Annotated in this window: 19 protein-coding genes and 1 pseudogene; 8 read left to right on the top strand and 12 right to left on the bottom strand. The window is 57.5% G+C overall.

Features of this window, described 5'->3' with window-relative positions:
• Nucleotides 1-59 precede the first annotated feature (59 nt).
• The 8 genes from AC0V61_RS00510 (at nucleotide 60) to AC0V61_RS00475 (ending at nucleotide 7,075) form a co-directional block, all read left to right on the top strand.
• On the top strand, nucleotides 60-887 hold the full coding sequence (locus AC0V61_RS00510) for an SRPBCC family protein (RefSeq protein WP_486155295.1): 828 nt from the start codon (nucleotides 60-62) through the stop codon (nucleotides 885-887).
• 483 nt (nucleotides 888-1,370) lie between these two features.
• Complete coding sequence (rpsM, locus tag AC0V61_RS00505) at nucleotides 1,371-1,739, top strand: 30S ribosomal protein S13 (protein WP_486155294.1); 369 nt, start codon at nucleotides 1,371-1,373, stop codon at nucleotides 1,737-1,739.
• Nucleotides 1,740-1,802: 63 nt separating this feature from the next.
• Complete coding sequence (rpsK, locus tag AC0V61_RS00500; protein WP_348156238.1) at nucleotides 1,803-2,192, top strand: 30S ribosomal protein S11; 390 nt, start codon at nucleotides 1,803-1,805, stop codon at nucleotides 2,190-2,192.
• Nucleotides 2,193-2,321: 129 nt separating this feature from the next.
• Nucleotides 2,322-3,377, top strand: coding sequence for a DNA-directed RNA polymerase subunit alpha (locus tag AC0V61_RS00495; protein WP_486155293.1), 1,056 nt, complete (start codon nucleotides 2,322-2,324; stop codon nucleotides 3,375-3,377).
• A gap of 106 nt (nucleotides 3,378-3,483) precedes the next feature.
• Nucleotides 3,484-3,918, top strand: coding sequence for a 50S ribosomal protein L17 (gene rplQ / locus AC0V61_RS00490; RefSeq protein WP_486155291.1), 435 nt, complete (start codon nucleotides 3,484-3,486; stop codon nucleotides 3,916-3,918).
• 87 nt (nucleotides 3,919-4,005) lie between these two features.
• A complete protein-coding gene (locus AC0V61_RS00485; protein WP_486155290.1) occupies nucleotides 4,006-5,370 on the top strand; it encodes a serine hydrolase domain-containing protein in 1,365 nt (454 codons plus the stop codon).
• Between the two features lie 144 nt (nucleotides 5,371-5,514).
• The gene (locus AC0V61_RS00480; RefSeq protein WP_486155289.1) at nucleotides 5,515-6,051 is read left to right on the top strand and encodes a hypothetical protein; all 537 of its coding nucleotides are present in this window, start codon (nucleotides 5,515-5,517) and stop codon (nucleotides 6,049-6,051) included.
• A gap of 139 nt (nucleotides 6,052-6,190) precedes the next feature.
• Complete coding sequence (locus AC0V61_RS00475) at nucleotides 6,191-7,075, top strand: hypothetical protein (protein WP_486155287.1); 885 nt, start codon at nucleotides 6,191-6,193, stop codon at nucleotides 7,073-7,075.
• Nucleotides 7,076-7,077: 2 nt separating this feature from the next.
• Here the strand turns inward: AC0V61_RS00475 and AC0V61_RS00470 are convergent, their stop codons facing one another.
• From AC0V61_RS00470 to AC0V61_RS00415, 12 genes and pseudogenes are all read right to left on the bottom strand, one after another.
• Nucleotides 7,078-7,746: a trimeric intracellular cation channel family protein gene (locus tag AC0V61_RS00470; protein ID WP_486155286.1), complete on the bottom strand. Its 669-nt coding sequence runs from the start codon at nucleotides 7,744-7,746 to the stop codon at nucleotides 7,078-7,080.
• Nucleotides 7,743-8,441, bottom strand: a complete 699-nt coding sequence (locus AC0V61_RS00465; RefSeq protein WP_486155285.1) for a PepSY domain-containing protein — start codon at nucleotides 8,439-8,441, stop codon at nucleotides 7,743-7,745. The genes AC0V61_RS00470 and AC0V61_RS00465 overlap by 4 nt, the downstream gene beginning before the upstream one ends.
• Nucleotides 8,442-8,465: 24 nt before the next feature.
• The gene (locus AC0V61_RS00460; RefSeq protein ID WP_486155284.1) at nucleotides 8,466-9,848 is read right to left on the bottom strand and encodes an amidase family protein; all 1,383 of its coding nucleotides are present in this window, start codon (nucleotides 9,846-9,848) and stop codon (nucleotides 8,466-8,468) included.
• 81 nt (nucleotides 9,849-9,929) lie between these two features.
• Nucleotides 9,930-11,347 (bottom strand): annotated as a pseudogene (gene lpdA / locus AC0V61_RS00455) (dihydrolipoyl dehydrogenase).
• A gap of 99 nt (nucleotides 11,348-11,446) precedes the next feature.
• Nucleotides 11,447-12,199 carry a class I SAM-dependent methyltransferase gene (locus tag AC0V61_RS00450; RefSeq protein ID WP_486159410.1) on the bottom strand — a complete coding sequence of 251 codons (753 nt, stop codon included), beginning with the start codon at nucleotides 12,197-12,199 and terminating at the stop codon, nucleotides 11,447-11,449.
• Between the two features lie 88 nt (nucleotides 12,200-12,287).
• Nucleotides 12,288-12,578: a GIY-YIG nuclease family protein gene (locus AC0V61_RS00445; protein ID WP_486155283.1), complete on the bottom strand. Its 291-nt coding sequence runs from the start codon at nucleotides 12,576-12,578 to the stop codon at nucleotides 12,288-12,290.
• Nucleotides 12,579-12,670: 92 nt separating this feature from the next.
• A complete protein-coding gene (gene odhB / locus AC0V61_RS00440) occupies nucleotides 12,671-13,912 on the bottom strand; it encodes a 2-oxoglutarate dehydrogenase complex dihydrolipoyllysine-residue succinyltransferase (RefSeq protein ID WP_486155282.1) in 1,242 nt (413 codons plus the stop codon).
• A gap of 33 nt (nucleotides 13,913-13,945) precedes the next feature.
• Entirely contained in the window at nucleotides 13,946-16,762 is a 2,817-nt protein-coding gene (locus tag AC0V61_RS00435; RefSeq protein WP_486155281.1) for a 2-oxoglutarate dehydrogenase E1 component, read from the bottom strand.
• Between the two features lie 70 nt (nucleotides 16,763-16,832).
• A complete protein-coding gene (gene sucD, locus AC0V61_RS00430) occupies nucleotides 16,833-17,723 on the bottom strand; it encodes a succinate--CoA ligase subunit alpha (RefSeq protein ID WP_486155280.1) in 891 nt (296 codons plus the stop codon).
• Between the two features lie 114 nt (nucleotides 17,724-17,837).
• Entirely contained in the window at nucleotides 17,838-18,128 is a 291-nt protein-coding gene (locus AC0V61_RS00425; protein ID WP_486155278.1) for a GIY-YIG nuclease family protein, read from the bottom strand.
• Nucleotides 18,129-18,228: 100 nt separating this feature from the next.
• Nucleotides 18,229-19,191 carry a malate dehydrogenase gene (gene mdh, locus AC0V61_RS00420; protein ID WP_486155277.1) on the bottom strand — a complete coding sequence of 321 codons (963 nt, stop codon included), beginning with the start codon at nucleotides 19,189-19,191 and terminating at the stop codon, nucleotides 18,229-18,231.
• Between the two features lie 241 nt (nucleotides 19,192-19,432).
• Entirely contained in the window at nucleotides 19,433-21,355 is a 1,923-nt protein-coding gene (locus AC0V61_RS00415; protein ID WP_486155276.1) for a putative bifunctional diguanylate cyclase/phosphodiesterase, read from the bottom strand.
• Between the last annotated feature and the right edge of the window lie 26 nt (nucleotides 21,356-21,381).

The raw sequence follows: 21,381 nt of genomic DNA, 5'->3' as shown, positions 1-21,381 counted from the left end.
TCAACCAAACTTTAGTGGCCCTTTCCGGCGCAGCATTTGCGGCGTGCGCGTCGCCAGTCTTGGCCAAAGTCGTCGAGGCGCATGACGATCATTTCATTACCCGTGCTGAGGCGGTTGTTGAGGCGGATGCTAAAGCCACTTGGCTTGCGCTGATAAGCCCGGCGCGCTGGTGGGATAAGAGCCACACATGGTCGGCCAATAGCGCCAATCTCAAGCTTACCCCTCAGGCGGGAGGCTGTTTTTGCGAGACTATTCCGGAGACAGAAAAGGCTGATGGCGGCTTTACGCTCGAAGGAAGCGTTGAGCATATGCGGGTGATCCAGGCCTATCCTGAGGTTGCCTTGCGCATGTCGGGCGCATTGGGGCCTTTGCAAAGCGAACCGGTCACCGGCATTCTCACGATTGCTATCAGCGAGGCGGAAGCGGGCGAAGATGGGGCGGCTCGCACACGGATAGTGTGGGAATACAATGTCGGTGGCAAAATGCGTTACCCGGTGCCGGTGATCTCTAACGCGGTCGATGGGGTGATGACCATTCAGTTGACCCGGCTTGCGCAATTGCTTGGGCCTGTTGAGCTGCCCGGTTCCGAGGTGGAAACAGGTGAGGGTGCACAGCCGCAAGAGGAGGCGTCAGACGAGGCACAGGAAGACACGCTTGCTGATGACGTCCCGCAGGAGCCCTCTGATGGTGCTCCTGATGCCCCTGATGGTTCTGCCGAAGCCATTGCGATAGAGCTTGATGCACTGGCAAGCCAATTGCCTGCCGCCACTGACGATGGTGATGAGGCCACTGAGCTTGAGGGGCAGGCGCCAGCAACAGCGCCGAGCGTTGAGGAGGCTTTTGAGGACCTTAGCGGCGGTGACGTTGAAGATGAGGGAACAAGATAGCGGGCCAAATGGGGCCTACCAGTCAAAATCGGATTGCAGTGGCTCATCACATATCGGCTATTTGATGCAGACAGAAGAACCTTTCTGAAATCACGCGCTAAAACCTTGAAATGGGTTTTAGCGGGGCCAAATAATTAGACACAGACATTGGCTTTGTTTGTCGGTTCCTTAACTTTGCGCTCATCGCGTGCTTGCCGGGTGAGATCGACTTTCGATGCCATGAATTAGGTTTTCGTTTTTTCGGCCGTTTTACTAACAGCTTATCTGAGAGGCTTTGCCTGTTGACGCGACAGGCGATCTCGCCCTATCCGCGCCTCTCACTCGACAGAGTCGAATCCAGTCCGGTCAGGAGCCCGTTTCATGTGGCGCTCCATCCGGGCTTTTGCCGTTTGAAGCAGGATGCGGATTTGTCGATGTGTTTTTAGCGTCGAGATGAAGGTCGGTGACCATTCACCCAAACCTTTGTGGAGCATGGAGAATTAAGTGGCTCGTATTGCCGGGGTAAATATCCCCACAAATAAGCGTGTAATCATCGCGCTGACATATATTCACGGGATTGGCCGCACAACGGCTGTCCAAATCGCTGACAAGCTTGGCATTCCGCACACCGCGCGCGTGCAAGATCTTACCGATGAGGAAGTTCTTCGCATTCGTGAGACGATTGATGCTGATCATCAGGTGGAAGGCGACCTTCGCCGTGATACCGCGATGAACATCAAACGTTTGATGGATCTGCGCTCTTACCGTGGCCTTCGTCACCGTAATGGCCTTCCCGTTCGCGGACAGCGCACTCACACCAATGCCCGCACCCGTAAGGGTAAGGCCAAGCCGATTGCAGGCAAGAAGAAGTAAGTCTTTTGCGACGCGCTTAGCGTCTGAAAAGCATCTTCTGACGAGTTAAAGGAATACAAAATCATGGCACGCGAACCCGGAAAAGTCAGGAAGCGCGACAGAAAGAACATCAGTAGCGGTGTTGCTCACATCAATGCGAGCTTCAACAACACGATGATCACCATCACCGATGCACAGGGCAATGCGATCAGCTGGTCCTCTGCTGGTATGATGGGCTTTAAAGGCAGCCGTAAATCGACACCGTATGCAGCACAGGTTGCAGCGGACGATGCAGGCAAAAAAGCCGCTGAGCACGGCGTACGTACGCTGGAAGTGGAAGTTAAGGGCCCAGGTTCAGGCCGTGAGAGCGCGCTTCGCGGTCTTGCAGCTGTGGGTTTCAACATCACCTCTATCCGCGATGTGACGCCAATCCCGCACAATGGTGTGCGTCCTTCTAAGCGTCGCCGGGTCTAACCCAGAGACGCTCAATCCGATTGAGGGGTGCGCGACCGCCCCTTCAACGGGTTCTTAGTTGCTGACGAGCGCTCTGGACCCGAATTTTAAAAATCGAACCCGCTAACGTAAGCGAATTAGGGGAAATCCATGTCCGTCAATATGAAGAACTGGCAGGAACTGAAGAAACCCAACGCTCTCGAAATCAAAGAAGGTGGCGACAAACAGCGCAAGACCACTTTCGTCGCCGAACCGCTGGAACGCGGCTTTGGTCTGACTTTGGGCAACGCGCTGCGCCGTGTGCTTTTGTCGTCGCTTCAGGGCGCGGCAATCACTTCGATCAAGATTGAGAACGTGCTGCACGAATTCTCATCCCTTGCAGGCGTGCGTGAGGATATCACTGATATGGTCCTCAACGTAAAACAAATCGCGCTCAAAATGGAAGGCGAGGGACCAAAGCGTCTTCAGCTTTCTGTAACGGGGCCTGCGACTGTGAAAGCTGGCGATATTGCTGTGACCGGCGACATCGAAGTGATGAACAAGGACCTTGTCCTGTGTCACCTCGACGAAGGCGCGACGCTCAATATGGAGCTGACCGCTGATGTGGGTAAAGGCTACGCGCCTGCGGTACAGAACCGTCCAGCAGACGCGCCGATTGGCCTTATCCCAGTCGACTCGCTCTATTCGCCTGTCCGTCAGGTGAGCTACAAGGTTGAGAACGCACGTGTTGGTCAAGAGCTTGACTACGATAAGCTCAGCCTCACAATTGAGACCGATGGCACGGTTACTCCTGAAGACGCGGTGGCTTATGCTGCACGCATTCTTCAGGATCAGTTGACGCTCTTCGTACACTTCGAAGACGGCATTCCGCAGCCACAGTCGCAAATGATCGGTCAGGCAGCGACCCCGCAAGAGGACGATGCCAACCAGCTGAACCGTTACCTTCTCAAGAAGGTCGACGAGCTGGAACTGTCCGTTCGTTCGGCAAACTGCCTCAAGAACGACAACATCATCTATATCGGCGATCTGGTTCAAAAGACCGAAGCCGAGATGCTGCGCACGCCAAACTTTGGCCGCAAATCTTTGAACGAGATCAAAGAAGTGCTGTCATCTATGGGTCTGCGCCTCGGAATGGACATCCCCGGGTGGCCGCCTGAGAACATCGAAGAAATGGCTAAGAAGCTCGAACAAGAGCTTCTCGGCTAAGCCTTTTGGCTAAACTGGGTTCCGGCGGCGCGCCTCCAAGAGATTGGGAAGCGCCGCCAGTACCGGGCTACCTGATACGGGCCCTTTACGAACAAGGAATTGAATAATGCGTCACGGAATTTCACAGCGTAAGCTTTCGCGCAAATCGGGCCACCGTAAGGCTCTCTTCCGCAATATGTCGGCAAACCTCATCAAGCATGAGCAGATCCTGACAACGCGCGCCAAGGCGAAAGAACTTCGTCCTTACATCGAGAAGCTGATCACGCTTGCAAAGCATGGCGGCCTTTCAAACCGTCGTCTTGCGATGAGCAAGCTTCAGGACGAAACACAGCTCAAGAAGCTCTTCGACGTTCTGGCTGAGCGTTACAAAGACCGCGATGGTGGCTACACCCGCGTGATTAAAGCTGGCCCTCGTGCATCGGATGCCGCTGAGATGGCTGTCATTGAGCTTGTTGACCGCGACGAAGACGCTCGTGGTTTGGATTCAGGCCCAGACATGAGCCAAGTTGACGAGTACTCGGAAGCAGAAGCCGCTGCTTAAGCGCTGCGAGCTTTAAGACAAAAAGGGGCCTGCGGAGCAATCTGCGGGCCCTTTTCTTTTGGGGCCGCAGGGTTACTGTGCGCGGGTATGAACAAACTCATCCTCGCTGCCACAGCGCTCATCCTCGGGACCCCCTTATCTGCGCAATCCGCTCAAGAACGCCTCGAGGAGCGTTACAACCTCGCGATGGCTGCGGGCTATAAGGCGCTGTTTATGTGCGGCGCGATTGCCAATGCAGAACGCAATGGCGCCGCGCGCACGCCCGAAAGCGTGCATGAGTGGGAGCTCACCGGGGTTTACAGCGCAATCGATGGGATTGTGCGCGATCTCGATTACCGGATCGTGCGGGAAGATGAGGGAAACGTCGCGCGGGTTGAGGTGGATTGGACCGACGATATGCCCGCACGTTTTGCAACGGCCACGCGGATCGGCGGATGTCGTTTGGCGCCGATTGGCATGGAGCCAATGATGCCATACTTTTGGGGCTACACACCCTCGCAGCTGACGGAGCTGGAGACCGGAAGGGGCAAGGGTGCGTTTGCCGACCGGCTTGAGCCGCAATTTGGGGCTGCATTTAACGGGGACTACGGGCAGGGAGCGCGAACAACGGCTGTCATCGTTCGGTCGGGCGCGCTTTCAGCTGAACACTATACCGAAGGCTTCGGCCACTTCACCCCACAACGCACTTGGTCGGTTGCCAAGAGTATTGCAGCGACGCTCATCGGCGCTGCGGTTCACCAAGGTCAAGTCGATGTGAACGAGCCCCTCGTGCGCAAAGAATGGCGCAATGACGCGCGGACCTTTATCACAATCGATCATCTCTTACGCATGGCATCGGGTCGTTACTCGGACACCCCGGGCAATCGCACCGATCCGCTTTATGCAGGCGGCTCGACGGTTGAGGAGACCGCCACCGGCTGGCCACTGATCTACAAGCCGGGCAGCAAATACCGCTACGCCAACAATGACACGCTGATGGCGGTGAAGGCGATTACAGACACCGACAAGTTCTTCGAGCCTGCCGATTTTTTTACCGCCGCTGGAATGGAGCACACGGTGGCGGAGACAGATTGGTCCGGGGATTACATCCTCTCAAGCCAAGTTTGGGCCACCGCCCCTGATCTGGCGGACTTGGGGCAGCTTTATCTCAACGATGGGGTGACCCCTGATGGGATCAGATTGCTGCCTGAAAATTGGCTCGAATATGTGTCTGCGCCTAGCGGTCCTCAACCTGAGGGTCGCAGTTGGGGTTATGGTGCTGGGTGGTGGCTTCTCAATAAGGAAGAGGGCATTCCTGCCGATACAATCCTCGCGGCGGGCAACAGGGGGCAATATATCGTAGTCGTGCCCTCGCGCGATGTCGTGATCGTACGGCGCGGGGAGGACCCTGCTGGCAAGCGCTTCGACATCGCTGCATTCACCCGCGACGTGCTGGCGGCGTTGGAGGAGTGAGTTCGGGTGCGTTCATATAAAGCGCCCCTTACCTGAACACCACCTGCAAGCCTTGCTCAGAATCATCTCAGGTTTGTTCATCTAAAAGGGTCTCACAGTGAACGGGAATGGTCCTATCCACTGAAAACCCGAGGATGAACCGACATGACTGATCTTACAAAGACACTCACTAAGGCCACGCTCGGGACTGTCGCGGCTGGCGCGATGGCCCTGGCGTCTGCAACCCCAGCTGCGGCAAATGATCGCCATCACCGCGACAAGATTGATGCAGGCGACGTGATCGCAGGCGCAGTGATTATCGGTGGCATCGCTGCCCTTGCAGGGGCTTTCGATGGCAAGCGCGATCGGCATTATAACAACCGCAATTACAACAATCGCCACTATAACAATGGCAACGCCTACAACCGCGGCGGCGGCGAGCGAGCGATTGAGCGCTGTATCCGGGTTGCCGAGCGCCAGGCGCGCCGCTTTGGAGGCTACCGCTTTGCCGATGTGACCCAGATCCGCGATGTTGACCGCACCCGATATGGCTGGCGCGTCAAGGGCCGGATGGAAGTCCAAGGTTTGCGCGGCGGAGGCTATGGTTATGGTAACCAAGGCTATGATCGCGGCCGGTTCACCTGCTTTGTCGAAGGGCGTGGCCGTCCACAGATCGACTTCAGAGGCATTCGCGGCCTTTGAAGCACGCACTAAACAACTCCTAGAGTTCTCCACCATGGGCGGTTCAGGCTTGCGTAAGCCTGGGCCGCCTAGCTATATTCATCATACGGGGCGTTTGGTGGGCGCTTTCTTGTAACTGATACCAAACAGGAGGGAGCATATGGCTCACCAATCACGGATCGCAGGTGTCGCTGGCTTGATAGCCGCCACCTCACTCGCATTCACCCCAGCGCAGGCCCAAGCTGCCAGTCCCCAAGCTGCCGGAATGGCACCCATTGGCACGGCCGGATACGCAACCGGCTTTATCGCGCAAACACAGTCGCCCAACACCATGGCCGCTTCAATCACAGGTTTTCAGGGCCCCCTTGCAGCGACCGGGACGCACAGCGTTCAGGAATACCGCCGCTGGCGCCGTGGATGGCGCGGTCGCAGAGGGTGGCGCGGCTATCGCCGAGGCATTCGCGGCGGTGACATTCTTGCAGGCGCAGTGATCCTGGGCGGCATTGCCGCAATCGCCAGCGCTGCCAGCAACAACCGCCGTCGTGATCGCGATGTGGTGGTGGTCGAGAGAGAGCGCGAGCGTGACTATCGCTATCGTCCTGAAACACGCGACGTAAACCGGCGCAACACCACCCGTTCAACCAATAGCGGCTCTGGCATCGATAACGCGGTTTCCATGTGCCTTAATCAAATAGAGCAAGACATCCGCGTTGATAGTGTTGATGGCGCAAGCCGTGTCGGCTCAGGCTGGATCGTGACCGGCTCGCTGTTCGATGGCTCAGGCTTCTCGTGTCAGATCGACAATTCGGGTCAGATTTCCGGTATCGATTACGGGCGCGGGCGCGCAGTGTCGTCGCGCGGTGACAACCAGACTTTTGCCCTCAATGACGAGCGTGCCGAAGGGCAATTGTCAGATGACCGCTATGCTCGGGCACGCTCAGATGTGGGCGGTACAACGCGCCCTGATCTGGCGATTGATCCCAATGATGCGCGCCAGCCCGCTTATCCCGGTGGCCCGCTTCCGGGTGAAGAATTTCCCGAGTGATATCAATCGGGATCGTCTGATGCTTTGGGGGAGGGCTCTTGTCCTCTCCCATAGTTTGGCAGGCCCCATTCAAAGCGGATGGCCCCTGCTCGCAGTACGAACCCTGCGACAAAAGCGGCAATCCAGATTGCCCAATTGTTGATCGCCACCGCGCCAGAAAACTGCATCGCGATAACGGTGATTGCTGCGCTCAAAGCGGCTGCGGTCACATAGAGTTCTGGCCGGACGATGATCGAGGGGCGGCCTGCGACCACGTCCCGGATAACCCCGCCAACACATCCTGTGATCACGCCCATAAGAGCTGCTGGCAATGGTGGGATTCCGTAGGCAAGCGCCTTTGCACTTCCGAGCACAGCGTATGCAGCAAGGCCGAGCGCATCGGCATAGTCGAGCAATTGGCCATCCCACCACCTGACAGGTGTGAACCAGACAATCAGCGCGATGCCTAGGCAAACGGCGGCAACCCATGGGTCCTGCATCCAGAATACCGGCGCATCAATCAAAAGGTCGCGCACCGTTCCTCCGCCAACCCCTGTGACAAGCGCGAAAAATCCCATCGTGACAAAAGTCTGCCGCTCGCGCGCGGCAACGAGTGCCCCTGAAAGCGCAAACACCGCAATCCCTGCGATGTCCAACCAATCGAGGATTGGGGTGAGGATGGCCTCGTTCATCGCCTTGCGGTCACGGGCCGAGCTTTGCGGCGGCGGAACATCAGGATGCAGCCTAGAACTGCGCCCGTCAGCGAGAGTGCTGCGAACAGGATCAGGATCGGGTGGCTGGTCGCCTCGCGCTCCGAGATATCCATAATGTGCAGACCCCACATAAAATCAAACCAGCGCCACCATTGCGTGCGCACCGCTTCAATTTCGCCAGTGTCGCGCCCGACATAGACGTGGGTTGCGTCTTCCAAAGTGACTTGCCAAACGGGGCGCGGGCGGCGGAAATCGAAGGGAACCTCGTCGGCTTCGTACGATCGCACGGAGGTGACCCTATCGCCTCCCACAATGCGGTTTGCCACGATTGCGCGTGCCTTTTGAGCGGTCACGGGCGCGATTGTCTCGCCGCTCGCATAATCGACCCTTGTGGTGACGCCGTCCAAAGTCGTGAGCAGTGCAACCGCGCGGCCCTCCTGCATGACAAGCCGCATGTCTTTGAGACGAGCATCGGCCTGCGCAAAGTCGCTGCCTTCGATGACCAGTGGCGCGTCCTGTGCCGCGATGCGCAAATGCTCACCGCGCACCTCTTCGATGGGCTTGATCGCCATGAAGAGCCCGCTTGCGAGCCACATGACGATTGGCACGCCAACAAGCCAACCAAGCCAGACGTGCCAGCGGGCGAGAGTTTTCAAAGGAGAGGGGTTTGCCATAGCCGCGCCCATGGCTGAGCTTTGTTACCCGTGCAAGATAATCCCGATCTCTTGGGCGGCGTGAATGCAATCAAGGTCGCTCATGAGGGGTCCTATAACTTGCATTCCACATGGCAATTCAGCGCCTTCATAGGTGCCAGAGCCGATGGGCAGCACGGTTGCCGGCAAACACGGGAATGTCGCAATTCCCGCCCATGCAAGTCCCGATGGACCGGGCGCTTCCTCGCCGTTGATCACCATGGGTTCGTCAAAGGCGCGTTTGTCGCTGTGGGGGATCGCCAGCACCGGGGCTGGGGGCGCGAGCACGAAGTCATAGGTCTCGAACAGCGCTGCCCATTGCGCTTGATTGGCGCCTTGCGCATCGAGCAGGTCGAACCAATCGGTCGCATTGGCCCGCGCGCCGCCCGCAGATGGAGCGCCTCTGGCCATCGCGATATTGAGCATGAGCATGTAGTCATCCTGCTGCTTGGCAAGATCGGGGAGGAGCTCGCCAGAAACACCAGACGCGCGGTCAACATTAACCCCGGATTTGATCAACGCCTCAATCGCCGCCTCAGTGGGCCCCGCAACAGAGGCATCCACAGGAGAGCCCGGATATTCGGTCACGGCAAGAATGCGGCAGTCTTTAAGCGGCTTGGGCCTTCGCGGCATTGCGTAAGTCGCAGCAATTTGCATCATCACGGCCAAATCTTGTGCACTCCTCGCAAACGGCCCTGCGACCGACAGCGCTCCATCATGCGCCGCAATAAAGCCTTCGCGCGACGCCATTTGCGGGTGAACATGGCCGAGTTTGGAGACAAGGCCCCAAGTGGGCTTATGCGCCCAAACCCCGCAGAAGTGAGCGGGCACGCGGACCGATCCGCCAATGTCAGTCCCGAACTCACAAGGCACCATGCCAGAGGCAACCGCCGCCGCGCTACCGCCAGACGAACCACCCGGAGAGCGGCCTGTATTGTGCGGGTTGTTGGTGCGGCCATAGACCGGGTTAAAGCTCTGCCAATCGGAGAGATCGACGGGCACATTGGTCTTGCCGACAATCACCGCGCCCGCCGCTTTCATACGGCGGACCAGCTCGCTGTCGGTCGTGGGAACGTAATCGGTGAGGCTCTCATGCCCCCAACAGCTTTGAAGGCCGGCGACATTGAAGCTTTCCTTGACCGTCATCGGCACACCGAAAAGCGGCTGGTCGCGGCCTTGGTCTTTGGGCGGGCCCGCTTGATCCATCGCTTTTGCGGCGTCGGCGGCGCGCTCAAAATCCGGCACAGCCAGCGCGTCAATCTCGGCATCCAAATGCTCAATGCGCGTAATCGCAGCGTCCACTGCTTCGGCAACAGACAATTTGCCAGCACGAATATCCGCCGCGGTTTCTAAAGCGCCCGGCTTATCGGTCAGTTTTGGATAGGCCATGTATGGTGTCGTCTCCCTCTCTCACCCACCGGGGTAGGTGATTGAGGAAGAGTATGCCACCCCGTTTGAAGGGCGCGGCCATCACATATGAATGGGCTTACCCTGAACCGCCATCGCGGCCTCTTTGAAGGCCTCGGCATGCGTGGGGTGCGCGTGGCAGGTGTAGGCGATGTCTTCGGACGTTGCGCCGAACTCCATGGCCTGCGCTGCCTGTGCGATCATGGTGCCTGCGAGGCTGTTGATCATCCACACGCCCAGAACGCGGTCGGTTTCAGCGTCCGCAATGACTTTCACAAAGCCGTCGGTGTCGCGGTTTGCCTTGCCGCGTGAGTTCGCCATCATCGGGAATTTGCCGACTTTGACGGCCTTCTTGTCGCCGCCTGCTTTCTCGATGGCTTGCTCTTGCGTAAGGCCAACGCCAGCGATTTCGGGAGTTGTATAGACGACGTTGGGGATCACATCGTGGTTCACAATGCCGGTTTCGCCAGCGATGTTTTCAGCCACCGCAACGCCTTCGTCTTCAGCTTTGTGAGCGAGCATCGGGCCGGGGACCACATCGCCAATTGCCCAGATGTTTGAGGTTGCGGTGCGGAAGTCGTGGTCGATTTCGATCTGGCCGCGATTGTTTGTTTCAAGGCCCGCTTTTTCAAGCGCCAGGCCATCGGTATTGGGGCGGCGGCCGATGGAGACCAGCACGTGGCTTGCCTCTAGCGTTTGGCTCTCTCCGCCATCCGATTTCTCGATGGTGAGATTGACGCCTTTGCCCTTAACCTCGGCGCCTGTGACCTTGTGGCCAAGCATCCATTCAATGCCTTGCTTCTTGAAGATCTTGTTCGCTTCCTTGCGCACTTCCTCGTCCATGCCGGGCAGGATTTGCGGCAGGAACTCCACCACAGTGACTTTCGCGCCCAAACGGCGCCATACGCTGCCAAGCTCGAGGCCGATCACGCCGCCGCCGATCACGACAAGATGCTCTGGCACTTCGGAAAGCTCAAGCGCGCCGGTGCTATCAACGATGCGCCCGCCCGCGTTGTCGACTTCGACACCGGGGAGGGGGTGACGCTGGAGCCCGTTGCGATCACAATGTCTTTGGCGGTGACGGTTTCGTCCCCTACTTTGACCGTGTGAGCGTCTTCGAAAGAGCCAAGACCCTTGAGCCACGTCACCTTGTTCTTCTTGAACAGGAATTCGATGCCGCCGGTGAGCTCGCCGACAGCCTTGGTCTTCTCGCCCATCATCTTTGACAGGTCGAAGGTCGCCTTGGCTTCAATGCCCCATGTCGCGAAGTGGCCGTTTTGCGCCTCGTCAAACAATTCAGAGGCGTGGAGCAGCGCTTTTGACGGGATACAGCCCACATTGAGGCAGGTGCCGCCAAGCGTCTCGCGGCTTTCAACACAGGCCGTCTTGAGGCCCAATTGCGCCGCGCGAATGGCCGCAACATAGCCGCCTGGGCCTGCGCCGATAACAAGGCAATCGTAGTCGTATTGAGTGTCAGCCATGGTTCCTATGATCCCGTTGTGATGGCGTGAATTTTGATCCGGGTCCTATTTAGGAGCTTCGGGGTGAAAGCGCTATTGCTACTTTTGGCGCAGGACTTGTCATTTTGTGCGCCTCAGATGCCAATAAATTCCGATTGTCACATATTTTTCGAGGGGCGCGATGATGGAAGGGATAAGCATCGCCTTCATCGCGGCCTGTTTGAGCGGCGAGGTTGCTACATTGCGCCGTGCGGAGATGATCTCCACTGGCAGGCCCTTGAGCGCTGCGCGAAAGTCGGCAGGGGTCGCTCCGTTAAAACCAAGCTCTTGAATGCTCTCTGGCGATTGGCCTTTGTCATCGACGAGACGATCGAGAAAAGCGCGATTGCCGCGCGGTAAATGTGCCCAGGGGAGCTTTGAATCCATCAATCGGTGGTGACCATAGGGCGAGTGCCACAGGGGCGAGAACCCGATGAAGAGCTCACCGCCGGGCTTGGCGCACTGGACCAGCGCGGTGAGGGTTTCCGCCAGAGCCATCACGTGCTCGAGGACATTGCACGACGTGATGATGTCGGCAGGTTCTAGCGCCTCTTCCCGGATATCGCCGCAGATGAACTTTGCGCGATCACCCCATTCCGCTGCGTGTTTGGCGTTTGCAAAGGCGATATAGTCCGGATTGATATCGATGCCGCACGCGCTCTTGGCTCCGGCCTCAAGCACGGTGTGAACCATGCCCCCACGCGCGCAGCCAAAGTCTAGGACATGTTTCCCCGCTACATCCGGCACCCCACCAAACCGCGCCCAAAATTGGGGCAGGGTTTGAGTGACGGAGTGATTATAGCGGCGCTCGTCGAAGGTGGTTTCCGCAGTCAGGGTGTGATCTCCTGCGAACGCAGGAGCCTATCTCCAGCGGTAGAAGCTGGACTCCTGCTTTCGCAGGAGATCATAAGGGTGAAATTGGTCACTTGTTGATCTCGAACCATAGGTCGCGCCAGTCGGGATTATCCTTTTCGATCAATTCGACCTTCCACTCACGCTTCCACTTTTTCATCTGAGCTTCTCTTGCACGGGCATCGTGGAGGTTGGGGTAGTGTTCAAACCAAACGAGACGCTTGCAACCGTGTTCCTTTGTGAAACCCTCAACCACGCCTTCGCGATGTTGCCAGATCCTTTGGCGCAAGTCGCTGGTGACGCCTAGGTAGAGCGTACCATTGCGCCTGTTGCAAAGCAGATACAGCCAGCCTTCCTTCATACCATATCCAGCTTAGGTGCTTTCCTGCGAAAGCAGGAATTCATCACGGACCGTAGGAAATAGACTCCTGCTTTCGCAGGAGCACACAGCCATCACAGATCAATCAGCATCCGTGTCGGATCTTCGATCGCTTCTTTAATGATCTTAAGCGCGGTCACTGCTTCGCGTCCATCGATCAGGCGGTGATCATAGGACAGCGCGATGTACATCATCGGACGGATCACAACTTCGCCATTCACAGCAACCGGGCGATCCTCAATGCGGTGAAGACCGAGCACGGCCGATTGCGGCGGGTTGATGATCGGGGTCGACATCAGCGACCCGAACACACCGCCGTTGGAGATGGTGAATGTCCCGCCGGTCATATCCGCCATGGTGAGCGTGCCGTCTTTCGCGCGCTTGCCGAAGTCGGCGATGTCTTTCTCAATGCGGGCAAAGCCCTTGTCCTGACAATCGCGGATCACGGGGACCACAAGACCATTGGGCGCAGACACCGCGACCGAGATATCGACATAGTCGTGATAAACGATTTCATCGCCCTCGATATAGGCGTTGACGCTCGGCACGTCTTTCAATGCAAGACAGGCCGCTTTTGCGAAAAAGCCCATGAACCCGAGGCGGATATCGTGCTTCTTTGCGAACATGTCCTTGTACTTGGTACGCGCTTCGATGACCGCGCTCATGTCCACATCGTTGAATGTGGTGAGCAGCGCTGCCTCTTCCTGAGCGCCTTTAAGACGCTTGGCGATGGTCTGACGCATACGGGTCATTTTGACGCGCTCTTCGCGCCGTTCGCCCGTGGCTTTACCGTCGCCCGGATTGCCGACATCCGTCACTGCCTTGGAAGAAGTGTCAGCAGCCGGAGCCGGATCGCTCTTCGCCTTTGCCGCAGCAATCACATCTTCCTTGGTCAAACGCCCATCTTTGCCGGTGCCTTTGATCGTGGACGGATCAACGCCGTGTTCGAGAACCGCGCGGCGGACAGCGGGGGAAAGCGTTTGCGACGCGGTCGAAGCGCTCTTGGGCGCCTCTTCCATTTCCTCGCGGGCCTGTGCCTCGCGCGCTGGCTCTTCGCCCTTCGTCGCAGCGCCTGTTGCGCCTTCTTCGATCACCGCAAGGACAGCGCCCACCTCGACGGTGTCGCCTTCGGCTGCGCGGTGCTCGCTCAGCACGCCAGCGACGGGTGAGGGCACGTCCACTGCAACCTTATCGGTCTCAAGCGAACAAATCGGTTCATCGACGGCAACCGCGTCGCCGGGCTGTTTGAGCCATTCCCCGATGGAGCCTTCTGTGACCGATTCACCCAATACCGGGACTGTGATTTCTGTAGCCATTTCTTAAAATCCTAAATTTGAATTGGCGTAAAATTATTCAGCAAGACCAAGCGCTTCGGCGACAAGCCGCGCTTGTTGTTCTGCGTGACGTTTGGCAAGACCCGTTGCAGGCGAGGCCGAGGCATCGCGCCCGACATAGAAAGGCCGCATGCCAAAGTGGCCGCCCAGTTCGAGCGATTTTTCAATGCGGCTTTCGACGAAGAACCATGCGCCGTTGTTCTTAGGCTCTTCCTGACACCAGATGACCTCTTTCAGGTTTTTCATGCGGCTAAAGCGCAGTCCCAAAGGATCACCTGGGAAGGGGTAGAGCTGTTCGATGCGGATAATCGAAATGTCATCAATGCCTTCTGCATCGCGCTTTTCGATGAGGTCATAGGCTACCTTGCCCGAACACAGGACAACCCGCTTGATCTTCTCATCGGCAATTTCGGTGGTGTCGGATTTGATCCGCTTGAACTGCCAATCGCCTTGGAATTCTTCGCGCGGGCTTTTCGCCATGGGGTGACGCAGAAGCGACTTTGGCGTCATAATGACGAGCGGCTTGCGGAAAGATCGCAGCATTTGACGGCGCAGCACGTGGAAGTAGTTTGCAGGCGTCGTGATATTGCACACCTGAATGTTGTCCGACGCACACAATTGCAGGAAGCGTTCGAGGCGTGCCGAGGAGTGCTCTGGGCCTTGACCTTCAAAGCCGTGGGGGAGCAGCATCACCAGACCATTGGCGCGCAGCCATTTGGCCTCACCGCTGGCGATATATTGGTCGATCATGATCTGAGCGCCGTTGGCAAAATCGCCAAATTGCGCTTCCCAAAGCACGAGCGATTTGGGGTCTGCCATCGCAAAGCCGTATTCGAACCCGAGCACGCCGTATTCGGAAAGCGTGCTGTCATAGACCTCAAACTTGCCGTGGGGCAGGGTGGTGAGGGGGATATATTTGTCTTCGGTTTTCTGGTCGACCCACACGGCGTGACGCTGTGAGAAAGTGCCGCGGCCCGAGTCTTGGCCAGACAAGCGAACGCCGTAACCTTCCATCACAAGGCTGCCGAAAGCGAGCGCTTCAGCCGTTGCCCAATCGAAGCCTTCGCCTGTCTCAAACATTTGAGATTTGGCTTTAAGCACGCGGCCCAAGGTCTTGTGAATAGTCACATCCTCGGGAACCTGCGTCAATGTGCGGCCAAGCGCATCGAAGGTCTTTGGCTCAATCGCGGTTTCGATATTGCGGCGCGCGGTCTCATCATCAGCAGGCTTGTTGAGGCCTGCCCAGCGCCCGCCAAACCAGTCCGCTTCATTGGCGGAATAGCTTTTGGCGGCCTCAAATTCCTCTTCGAGAAGATCGACAAATTCCTGTGCAACCGCCTCGCGGTGGCCGGGTTCAATCACGCCTTCAGCGATCAGGCGCTCTTCGTAAACGCGGCTCACCTTGGGGTGATTTTTGATCACGTCATACATGAGCGGCTGCGTGAACTTAGGCTCGTCGCCTTCGTTGTGACCAAAGCGGCGGTAGCACCACATATCGATCACCACATCGCGGTGGAACTTCTGGCGGTATTCAATCGCAAGCTTACATGCGAAGGTCACCGCTTCGGGGTCATCGCCATTCACGTGCAGGATCGGCGCCATCACGCCTTTCGCCACATCCGATGGGTAAGGCGAGTTGCGCGCAAACTTGGGCGAAGTGGTAAAGCCGATTTGGTTGTTAATGATGAAGTGGATGCAGCCGCCTGTGTCATAGCCGTTGACGCCTGAAAGGCTCAGGCTTTCCCACACAACGCCTTGACCAGCAAACGCGGCATCGCCGTGGATCAGGACAGGAAGAACCTGATCCTTCTTCTCCAGATCATCGCGGATCGCCTGTTGAGAGCGCACTTTGCCCAGAACCACCGGGTTCACCGTCTCAAGGTGAGAGGGGTTGGGGGTGAGCGACATGTGGACGCTGATCCCGTCAAACTCGCGGTCGGTGCTTGTGCCGAGGTGATATTTTACATCGCCCGAACCGCCCACGTCCTCTGGGTTGGCGGTGCCGCCAGAGAATTCGTGGAAGATCACTTTGTACGGCTTGCTCATCACATTGGCGAGCACGTTCAAACGTCCGCGGTGGGCCATGCCGTAAACGATCTCGCGCACGCCTGCCGAACCGCCGTGTTTGATCACCGCCTCAAGCGCCGGGATCATGGATTCGCCGCCATCGAGGCCAAAGCGTTTGGTCCCGACATATTTCTTGCCGAGGAATTCCTCATACCCCTCACCGCGAAGGACGGAGGCCAGGATCGCTTTCTTACCCTCGGGCGTAAACTGGATGGTATCGCCGGGGCTCTCGAACTTGTCTTGCAGGAAGCGCCGCTCTTCAGTGTCGGCGATGTGCATATATTCGAGGCCGACATTGCCGCAGTACACCTCGCGCAGACGCTTGTAGAGCGCGCCGATTGTGGTCCACTCCATGCCCAGAACATCGCCGACATAGACCTCTTCGTTCTCTTTCCCGTCAAGCCCGTGAAAGGCGAGGGTGAGGTCAGCGGGATCGCCCTGTTTGTTCGACAGGCCCAGCGGGTCAAGGTCCGCCGCCAAGTGACCACGCACACGGTAAAGCCGCACAAGGGTCATCGCCTTGTTTGAAAGGTCCGATGCGTAGCGCAGCGCCTCTTCATCGGTGGGCTTGCCAGCCGCTTTCGACGCAGACTTCACCGCCTTTTCGACCTCCATGCGCATTTGCGTGGGGTCCATCGCGGCATTGAGATCAGCGCCTGCATCGGCGACCTCAGCCATCCATTTGGCGTTTCCCCAAGATGGTCCCGGCTGCGGGCCTTCTTGGTCGGTCATGTCAGGGATGAAGTTTGCGGTCTCTTTGTTCATGGGAGTGGTCCTGGGGAGGAGTTGAACAGTTGAGTGGGCGCCCCGGCCGTGTGCCGAAGCGCCCGAAGTATCAGGCCATTTCTTTCAGCATCGCGTCGAGCGTGGTGCCGAGCTCTGATGGTGATGGCGATACGCGGATGCCGGCATCTTCCATCGCGGCAATCTTGTCGTCTGCGCCGCCTTTACCGCCCGACACAATCGCGCCTGCGTGACCCATACGGCGACCCGGAGGCGCCGTGCGGCCTGCGATAAAGCCAACGGTAGGCTTGGAGCGGCCCTTGGCAGCTTCTTGCTTCAAGAATTCCGCCGCTTCTTCTTCAGCAGACCCGCCGATTTCGCCGATCATGATCATCGACTTGGTCTCTGGATCGTCGAGATAAAGGTCGAGCACGTCGATAAAGTTGGTGCCGTTCACAGGGTCACCGCCAATGCCAACAGCCGTGGTCTGGCCAAGGCCAACAGCGGTCGTTTGGTGCACGGCTTCATAAGTGAGCGTGCCTGAGCGCGAGACGACGCCGACGCTGCCCTTTTTAAAGATGGAGCCCGGCATAATGCCGATTTTGCACTCATCAGGGGTGAGAACGCCGGGGCAGTTCGGGCCGATAAGGCGCGATTTGGAGCCGTTGAGTGCAGCTTTCGCGCGCACCATGTCGAGCACAGGAATGCCTTCGGTGATGCAGATGATTAGCTCAACTTCCGCCTCAATCGCCTCGCAAATCGCGTCTGCTGCGAAGGGTGGGGGGACGTAGATGCAGCTCGCGGTCGCACCCGTCGCCGCCTTGGCTTCGCGCACGGTGTTGAATTGCGGCACGCCGATATGTTCGGTCCCGCCTTTACCCGGCGTAACGCCAGCCACCATTTGGGTGCCGTAATCAAGCGCCTGCTGGGTGTGGAAGGTGCCGGTGTTGCCGGTCATCCCTTGGGTGATTACACGCGTGTCTTTATTAATCAGAATACTCATAATCAAACCTCATCCGTCATACCGGCGAAGGCCGGTATCCAGTGAAACAAAGTGCCGTCCGAGCCAAACTGGACCCCGGTCCCAAAATCTCTGGGCGCCGGGGTGACGGGAAACTCAAAACAAACTCTCGAACAAATCGTCCCAATTGGGGTTCTTCTCTTCGATCACGCGCAACTTCCAGCTACGCTTCCATTCCTTCATTTGCCTCTCGCGAGTGATGGCCGCTTCGATAGTGGCATGTGGCTCAAACCAGACCAGCATCTTGCAGCCATATTTCTTCGTGAAGCCTTCAATCCTTGCCTCCCGGTGTTCCCATGCCCGCTTGGGCAAATCTGAGGTCACACCAATGTAAATCGTCCCGTTTTTGCGGCTTGCCATGATGTAGACAAGGCCGCCCTTTTCCATTTCTTACCGTCCTCAAGCGTCGTTCCGGCGAAGGCCGGAATCCAGTCCAACGCTCGCAACTGGACCCCGGCCTGCGCCGGGGTGACGATAGTGGCTGGGGTTAGGCAAGCGAGCTATCCAAACCCTTGCACGCCTCAAGCAGCTCTTCGACTGCGTCGGTTGAGACCTTGAGGTTGGCTTTCTCTTCGTCGCTAAGCTCGATCTCGACCACTTCCTCGGTGCCGCCTGCGCCGATCACTGTGGGCACGCCAACGTAAAGCCCGTCGAGGCCGTATTTGCCTGTCACAAAGCTTGCGCATGGCAGGATGCGTTTTTGGTCGCCGATATAAGCTTCGGCCATCGCAATCGCGCTGGTGGCCGGGGCGTAGTAAGCTGAACCATTGCCGAGAAGGCCAACGATCTCGCCGCCGCCTTTGCGGGTGCGGTCTACGATTTCGTCGATGCGGTCGGCAGAAACGCCTTTGATCTTCGCGTAGTCGTCTACCGGAATGCCGTTGATAGTGGTGTAGCTTTTCACTGGAACCATGGTGTCGCCGTGGCCGCCAAGCACGAAGGCGTTGACGTCTTTGACCGAGCAACCAAACTCCCAAGCAAGGAAGGTCGCAAAGCGCGCGCTGTCGAGAACGCCAGCCATGCCGACGACTTTGTTGTGGGGGAGACCGGAGAATTCGCGCAGAGCCCAAACCATCGCGTCCAGCGGGTTGGTGATGCAGATAACGAATGCGTCAGGGCAGTTGTTTTTAATGCCTTCGCCAACGGACTTCATGACGGACAGATTGATGCCCAAAAGGTCATCGCGGCTCATGCCAGGTTTGCGCGGAACACCAGCGGTAACAATCACCACATCTGCGCCTGCGATATCGGCATAGTCGTTGGAGCCAGTGATCTTCGCGTCAAAACCCTCAACCGGGCCGCATTGCGACAAATCCAATGCTTTACCCTGAGGCATGCCCTCAGCGATGTCGAACAGGACGATATCGCCAAGCTCTTTTTTAGCAGCCAAGTGGGCGAGCGTGCCGCCGATCATACCAGAGCCGATAAGCGCGATTTTCTTGCGGGCCATATAAGGGGGTGATCCTTCCCAAAACTTTTCGGAGACGGATGTTTTGTCAAGGGAAGCAATAAAGGCGACCGTCCCAACCCGCCAAGCTCCCGTCCTTATGCCGGGTTAAGCCTGTGAATTGGTGATTGCAACAGGCAAAAGGTCTTATACGACGGTTATTTACGCAAATAGTTCGCAATTGCAATAAGGTTACGCGCAGGCACGTAGCTATCGATAGTCTGGGAGCATTTCGAGGGGGAAACTACGCTGTTGCGCGCAGATCGTCGTTGTCGCGCTCTTGTGCAAGCAACATAGCGGCGAGATAATCCGGAACAGCGCGGCTAAAGTGATAGCCTTGCCCCAAGGTACAGCCCGCCTTGCGAACAGCGCTCACTTGCTCGGCGGTCTCAAGGCCTTCTGCCACGATATCCATGCCAAGCGTATTGCCCATCTTGGCCACCGCCTGAATGATCGCCTCGCTCTTTTGTCCGGCCTGCGCGCCAGAGACAAAGCTGCGATCAACCTTAATCTTGGAGAAGGGGAAGGTGTTGATGTAGCTCAAGGACGAATAGCCTGTGCCAAAGTCATCCAGCGCAAAGCGCACGCCCATCTCCGACAGCTCTTCGATAAAGGCGCTGGTCGAGTGGTTGTCTTCGATAAAGAGGCTCTCTGTCACCTCAAGCTCAAGCCGCTCTGGCGCGAGCCCGGCTTCGCGAAGGGCATTCTTAATACCCAAAGCCGCACCAGGGGCGCGGATTTGTAGCGGGGATAGGTTTACAGCGACGGTCACATCATCGGGCCAACTGGCCGCGATCTTTGCCGCCTGCACCGTGATCCAATTGCCAAGCGTTACGATAACCCCGGTCTCTTCGGCTACGGGAATAAATTCGTCCGGTCTAAGCTCACCCTTCTCCGGGTGGAACCAGCGCACCAGTGCCTCAAAGCTTTTGATCCGGCTCGTCTCAAGATCAACAATCGGCTGGAAGAAAATGGAAAGCTCGTCGCGTTGAATAGCGGTGCGAAGCTCTGCCTCAATCTCGCGGCGGCGCACAAGATCACGGCTCATCGACGGATCGTAGAAACAGGTTTGACCGCGTCCCCCAACTTTCGCGTGGTAGAGCGCCAAATCCGCACGCTGCATCAACTGGTCAGCATCTTCAGCATTATCAGGCAAAAGCGCCACACCAAGCGATGCGCGGATTTCGAGAAGCTCACCCTCGATGCGCATGGGGCACATGATCTCACAGTGAATCTCGCTGGCGATAAGCTCTGCGTGTTTCACATTGTCGACCGGACAAAAGACGATGAATTCATCGCCGCCAAACCGGGCAACGGTGCTGCCTTGGGGTGATACTTCCACCAGCCTTTGGGCAACGCCTTTGAGAACTTTATCGCCAACCGGATGCCCAAGAAGGTCATTCACTTCCTTAAAGCGATCAAGGTCAACCCATATCAGGGCCAGCGTAAGATCGGCCGTTGTGTCATCCATGACCTGCCCCACGGCGTGGTTGAGGCCTGCGCGGTTGGCAAGGCCTGTTACGACATCCGTGCGTGCAAGCCTTTGCATCTTGTCAGCGAGCCTCGCATTGGCATTTGCAGAGGAGATGGAGTCGCGGATTTCGCTAAAGATGCGGCGGGTTATGACGGATTGTGCAGGAATAAGCAGGAGGATGGTCACGCCAAGCGCCACATAGCCGAGCTTCATTGTGACGAACGATGAAACGGCAATCGGCAGGCACGAGAACGTAAGTTGGCCAATCGCGATAATCGGACGTCCAGCATTGCGAGCGGACACACCGATCCCGAACCCAAGCGCATTTGCGACCATCAACACTTGTGTCTGAGCGGGCGCATCGACGAAAATTGTGTAAGCAGCGGTAAGGCCCAGCGCCAAGGCAAAGCTGAAGGCGCCGATTTCGTAGGTGACTTCAAGGACAGTGGTTGAGTTGTCTTCGCCCTCGGGTGAAAGCCCGAGCGAGGCAAGAATTCTAACGCATGCAATGACCGCAAGGGCAATAGCGGCAAACCAAAGCTCTGGGGTTCCCGAAACCCACGCGGCAGCACAAGCAGCGCCGACGGTAGCGACCGCGCCGTTGACTAGGCTCGCGGGGCTTGAATACAAAGCGTTGACCAGGGTCCTACGAACCATCTGATCAATCGCTTCTTCCTCATCGCGACCTGGCAAGTGATTTATTGCCTTTGTAATGTGCC

This window comes from Erythrobacter sp. JB1-4 (genome assembly GCF_057365025.1).
Note: the sequence above shows the minus strand (reverse complement) of the source record. Positions and strands in the feature narration are given on the sequence as shown.

Bases quoted from the DNA above. Each gene is read 5' to 3' on its own strand.
- rpsK (WP_348156238.1), top strand. From the start codon at position 1,803: ATGGCACGCGAACCCGGAAAAGTCAGGAAGCGCGACAGAAAGAACATC.
- AC0V61_RS00495 (WP_486155293.1), top strand. From the start codon at position 2,322: ATGTCCGTCAATATGAAGAACTGGCAGGAACTGAAGAAACCCAACGCT.
- rplQ (WP_486155291.1), top strand. From the start codon at position 3,484: ATGCGTCACGGAATTTCACAGCGTAAGCTTTCGCGCAAATCGGGCCAC.
- AC0V61_RS00485 (WP_486155290.1), top strand. From the start codon at position 4,006: ATGAACAAACTCATCCTCGCTGCCACAGCGCTCATCCTCGGGACCCCC.
- AC0V61_RS00480 (WP_486155289.1), top strand. From the start codon at position 5,515: ATGACTGATCTTACAAAGACACTCACTAAGGCCACGCTCGGGACTGTC.
- AC0V61_RS00475 (WP_486155287.1), top strand. From the start codon at position 6,191: ATGGCTCACCAATCACGGATCGCAGGTGTCGCTGGCTTGATAGCCGCC.
- AC0V61_RS00470 (WP_486155286.1), bottom strand. From the start codon at position 7,746: ATGAACGAGGCCATCCTCACCCCAATCCTCGATTGGTTGGACATCGCA.
- AC0V61_RS00465 (WP_486155285.1), bottom strand. From the start codon at position 8,441: ATGGCAAACCCCTCTCCTTTGAAAACTCTCGCCCGCTGGCACGTCTGG.
- AC0V61_RS00460 (WP_486155284.1), bottom strand. From the start codon at position 9,848: ATGGCCTATCCAAAACTGACCGATAAGCCGGGCGCTTTAGAAACCGCG.
- AC0V61_RS00445 (WP_486155283.1), bottom strand. From the start codon at position 12,578: ATGAAGGAAGGCTGGCTGTATCTGCTTTGCAACAGGCGCAATGGTACG.
- odhB (WP_486155282.1), bottom strand. From the start codon at position 13,912: ATGGCTACAGAAATCACAGTCCCGGTATTGGGTGAATCGGTCACAGAA.
- AC0V61_RS00435 (WP_486155281.1), bottom strand. From the start codon at position 16,762: ATGAACAAAGAGACCGCAAACTTCATCCCTGACATGACCGACCAAGAA.
- sucD (WP_486155280.1), bottom strand. From the start codon at position 17,723: ATGAGTATTCTGATTAATAAAGACACGCGTGTAATCACCCAAGGGATG.
- AC0V61_RS00425 (WP_486155278.1), bottom strand. From the start codon at position 18,128: ATGGAAAAGGGCGGCCTTGTCTACATCATGGCAAGCCGCAAAAACGGG.
- mdh (WP_486155277.1), bottom strand. From the start codon at position 19,191: ATGGCCCGCAAGAAAATCGCGCTTATCGGCTCTGGTATGATCGGCGGC.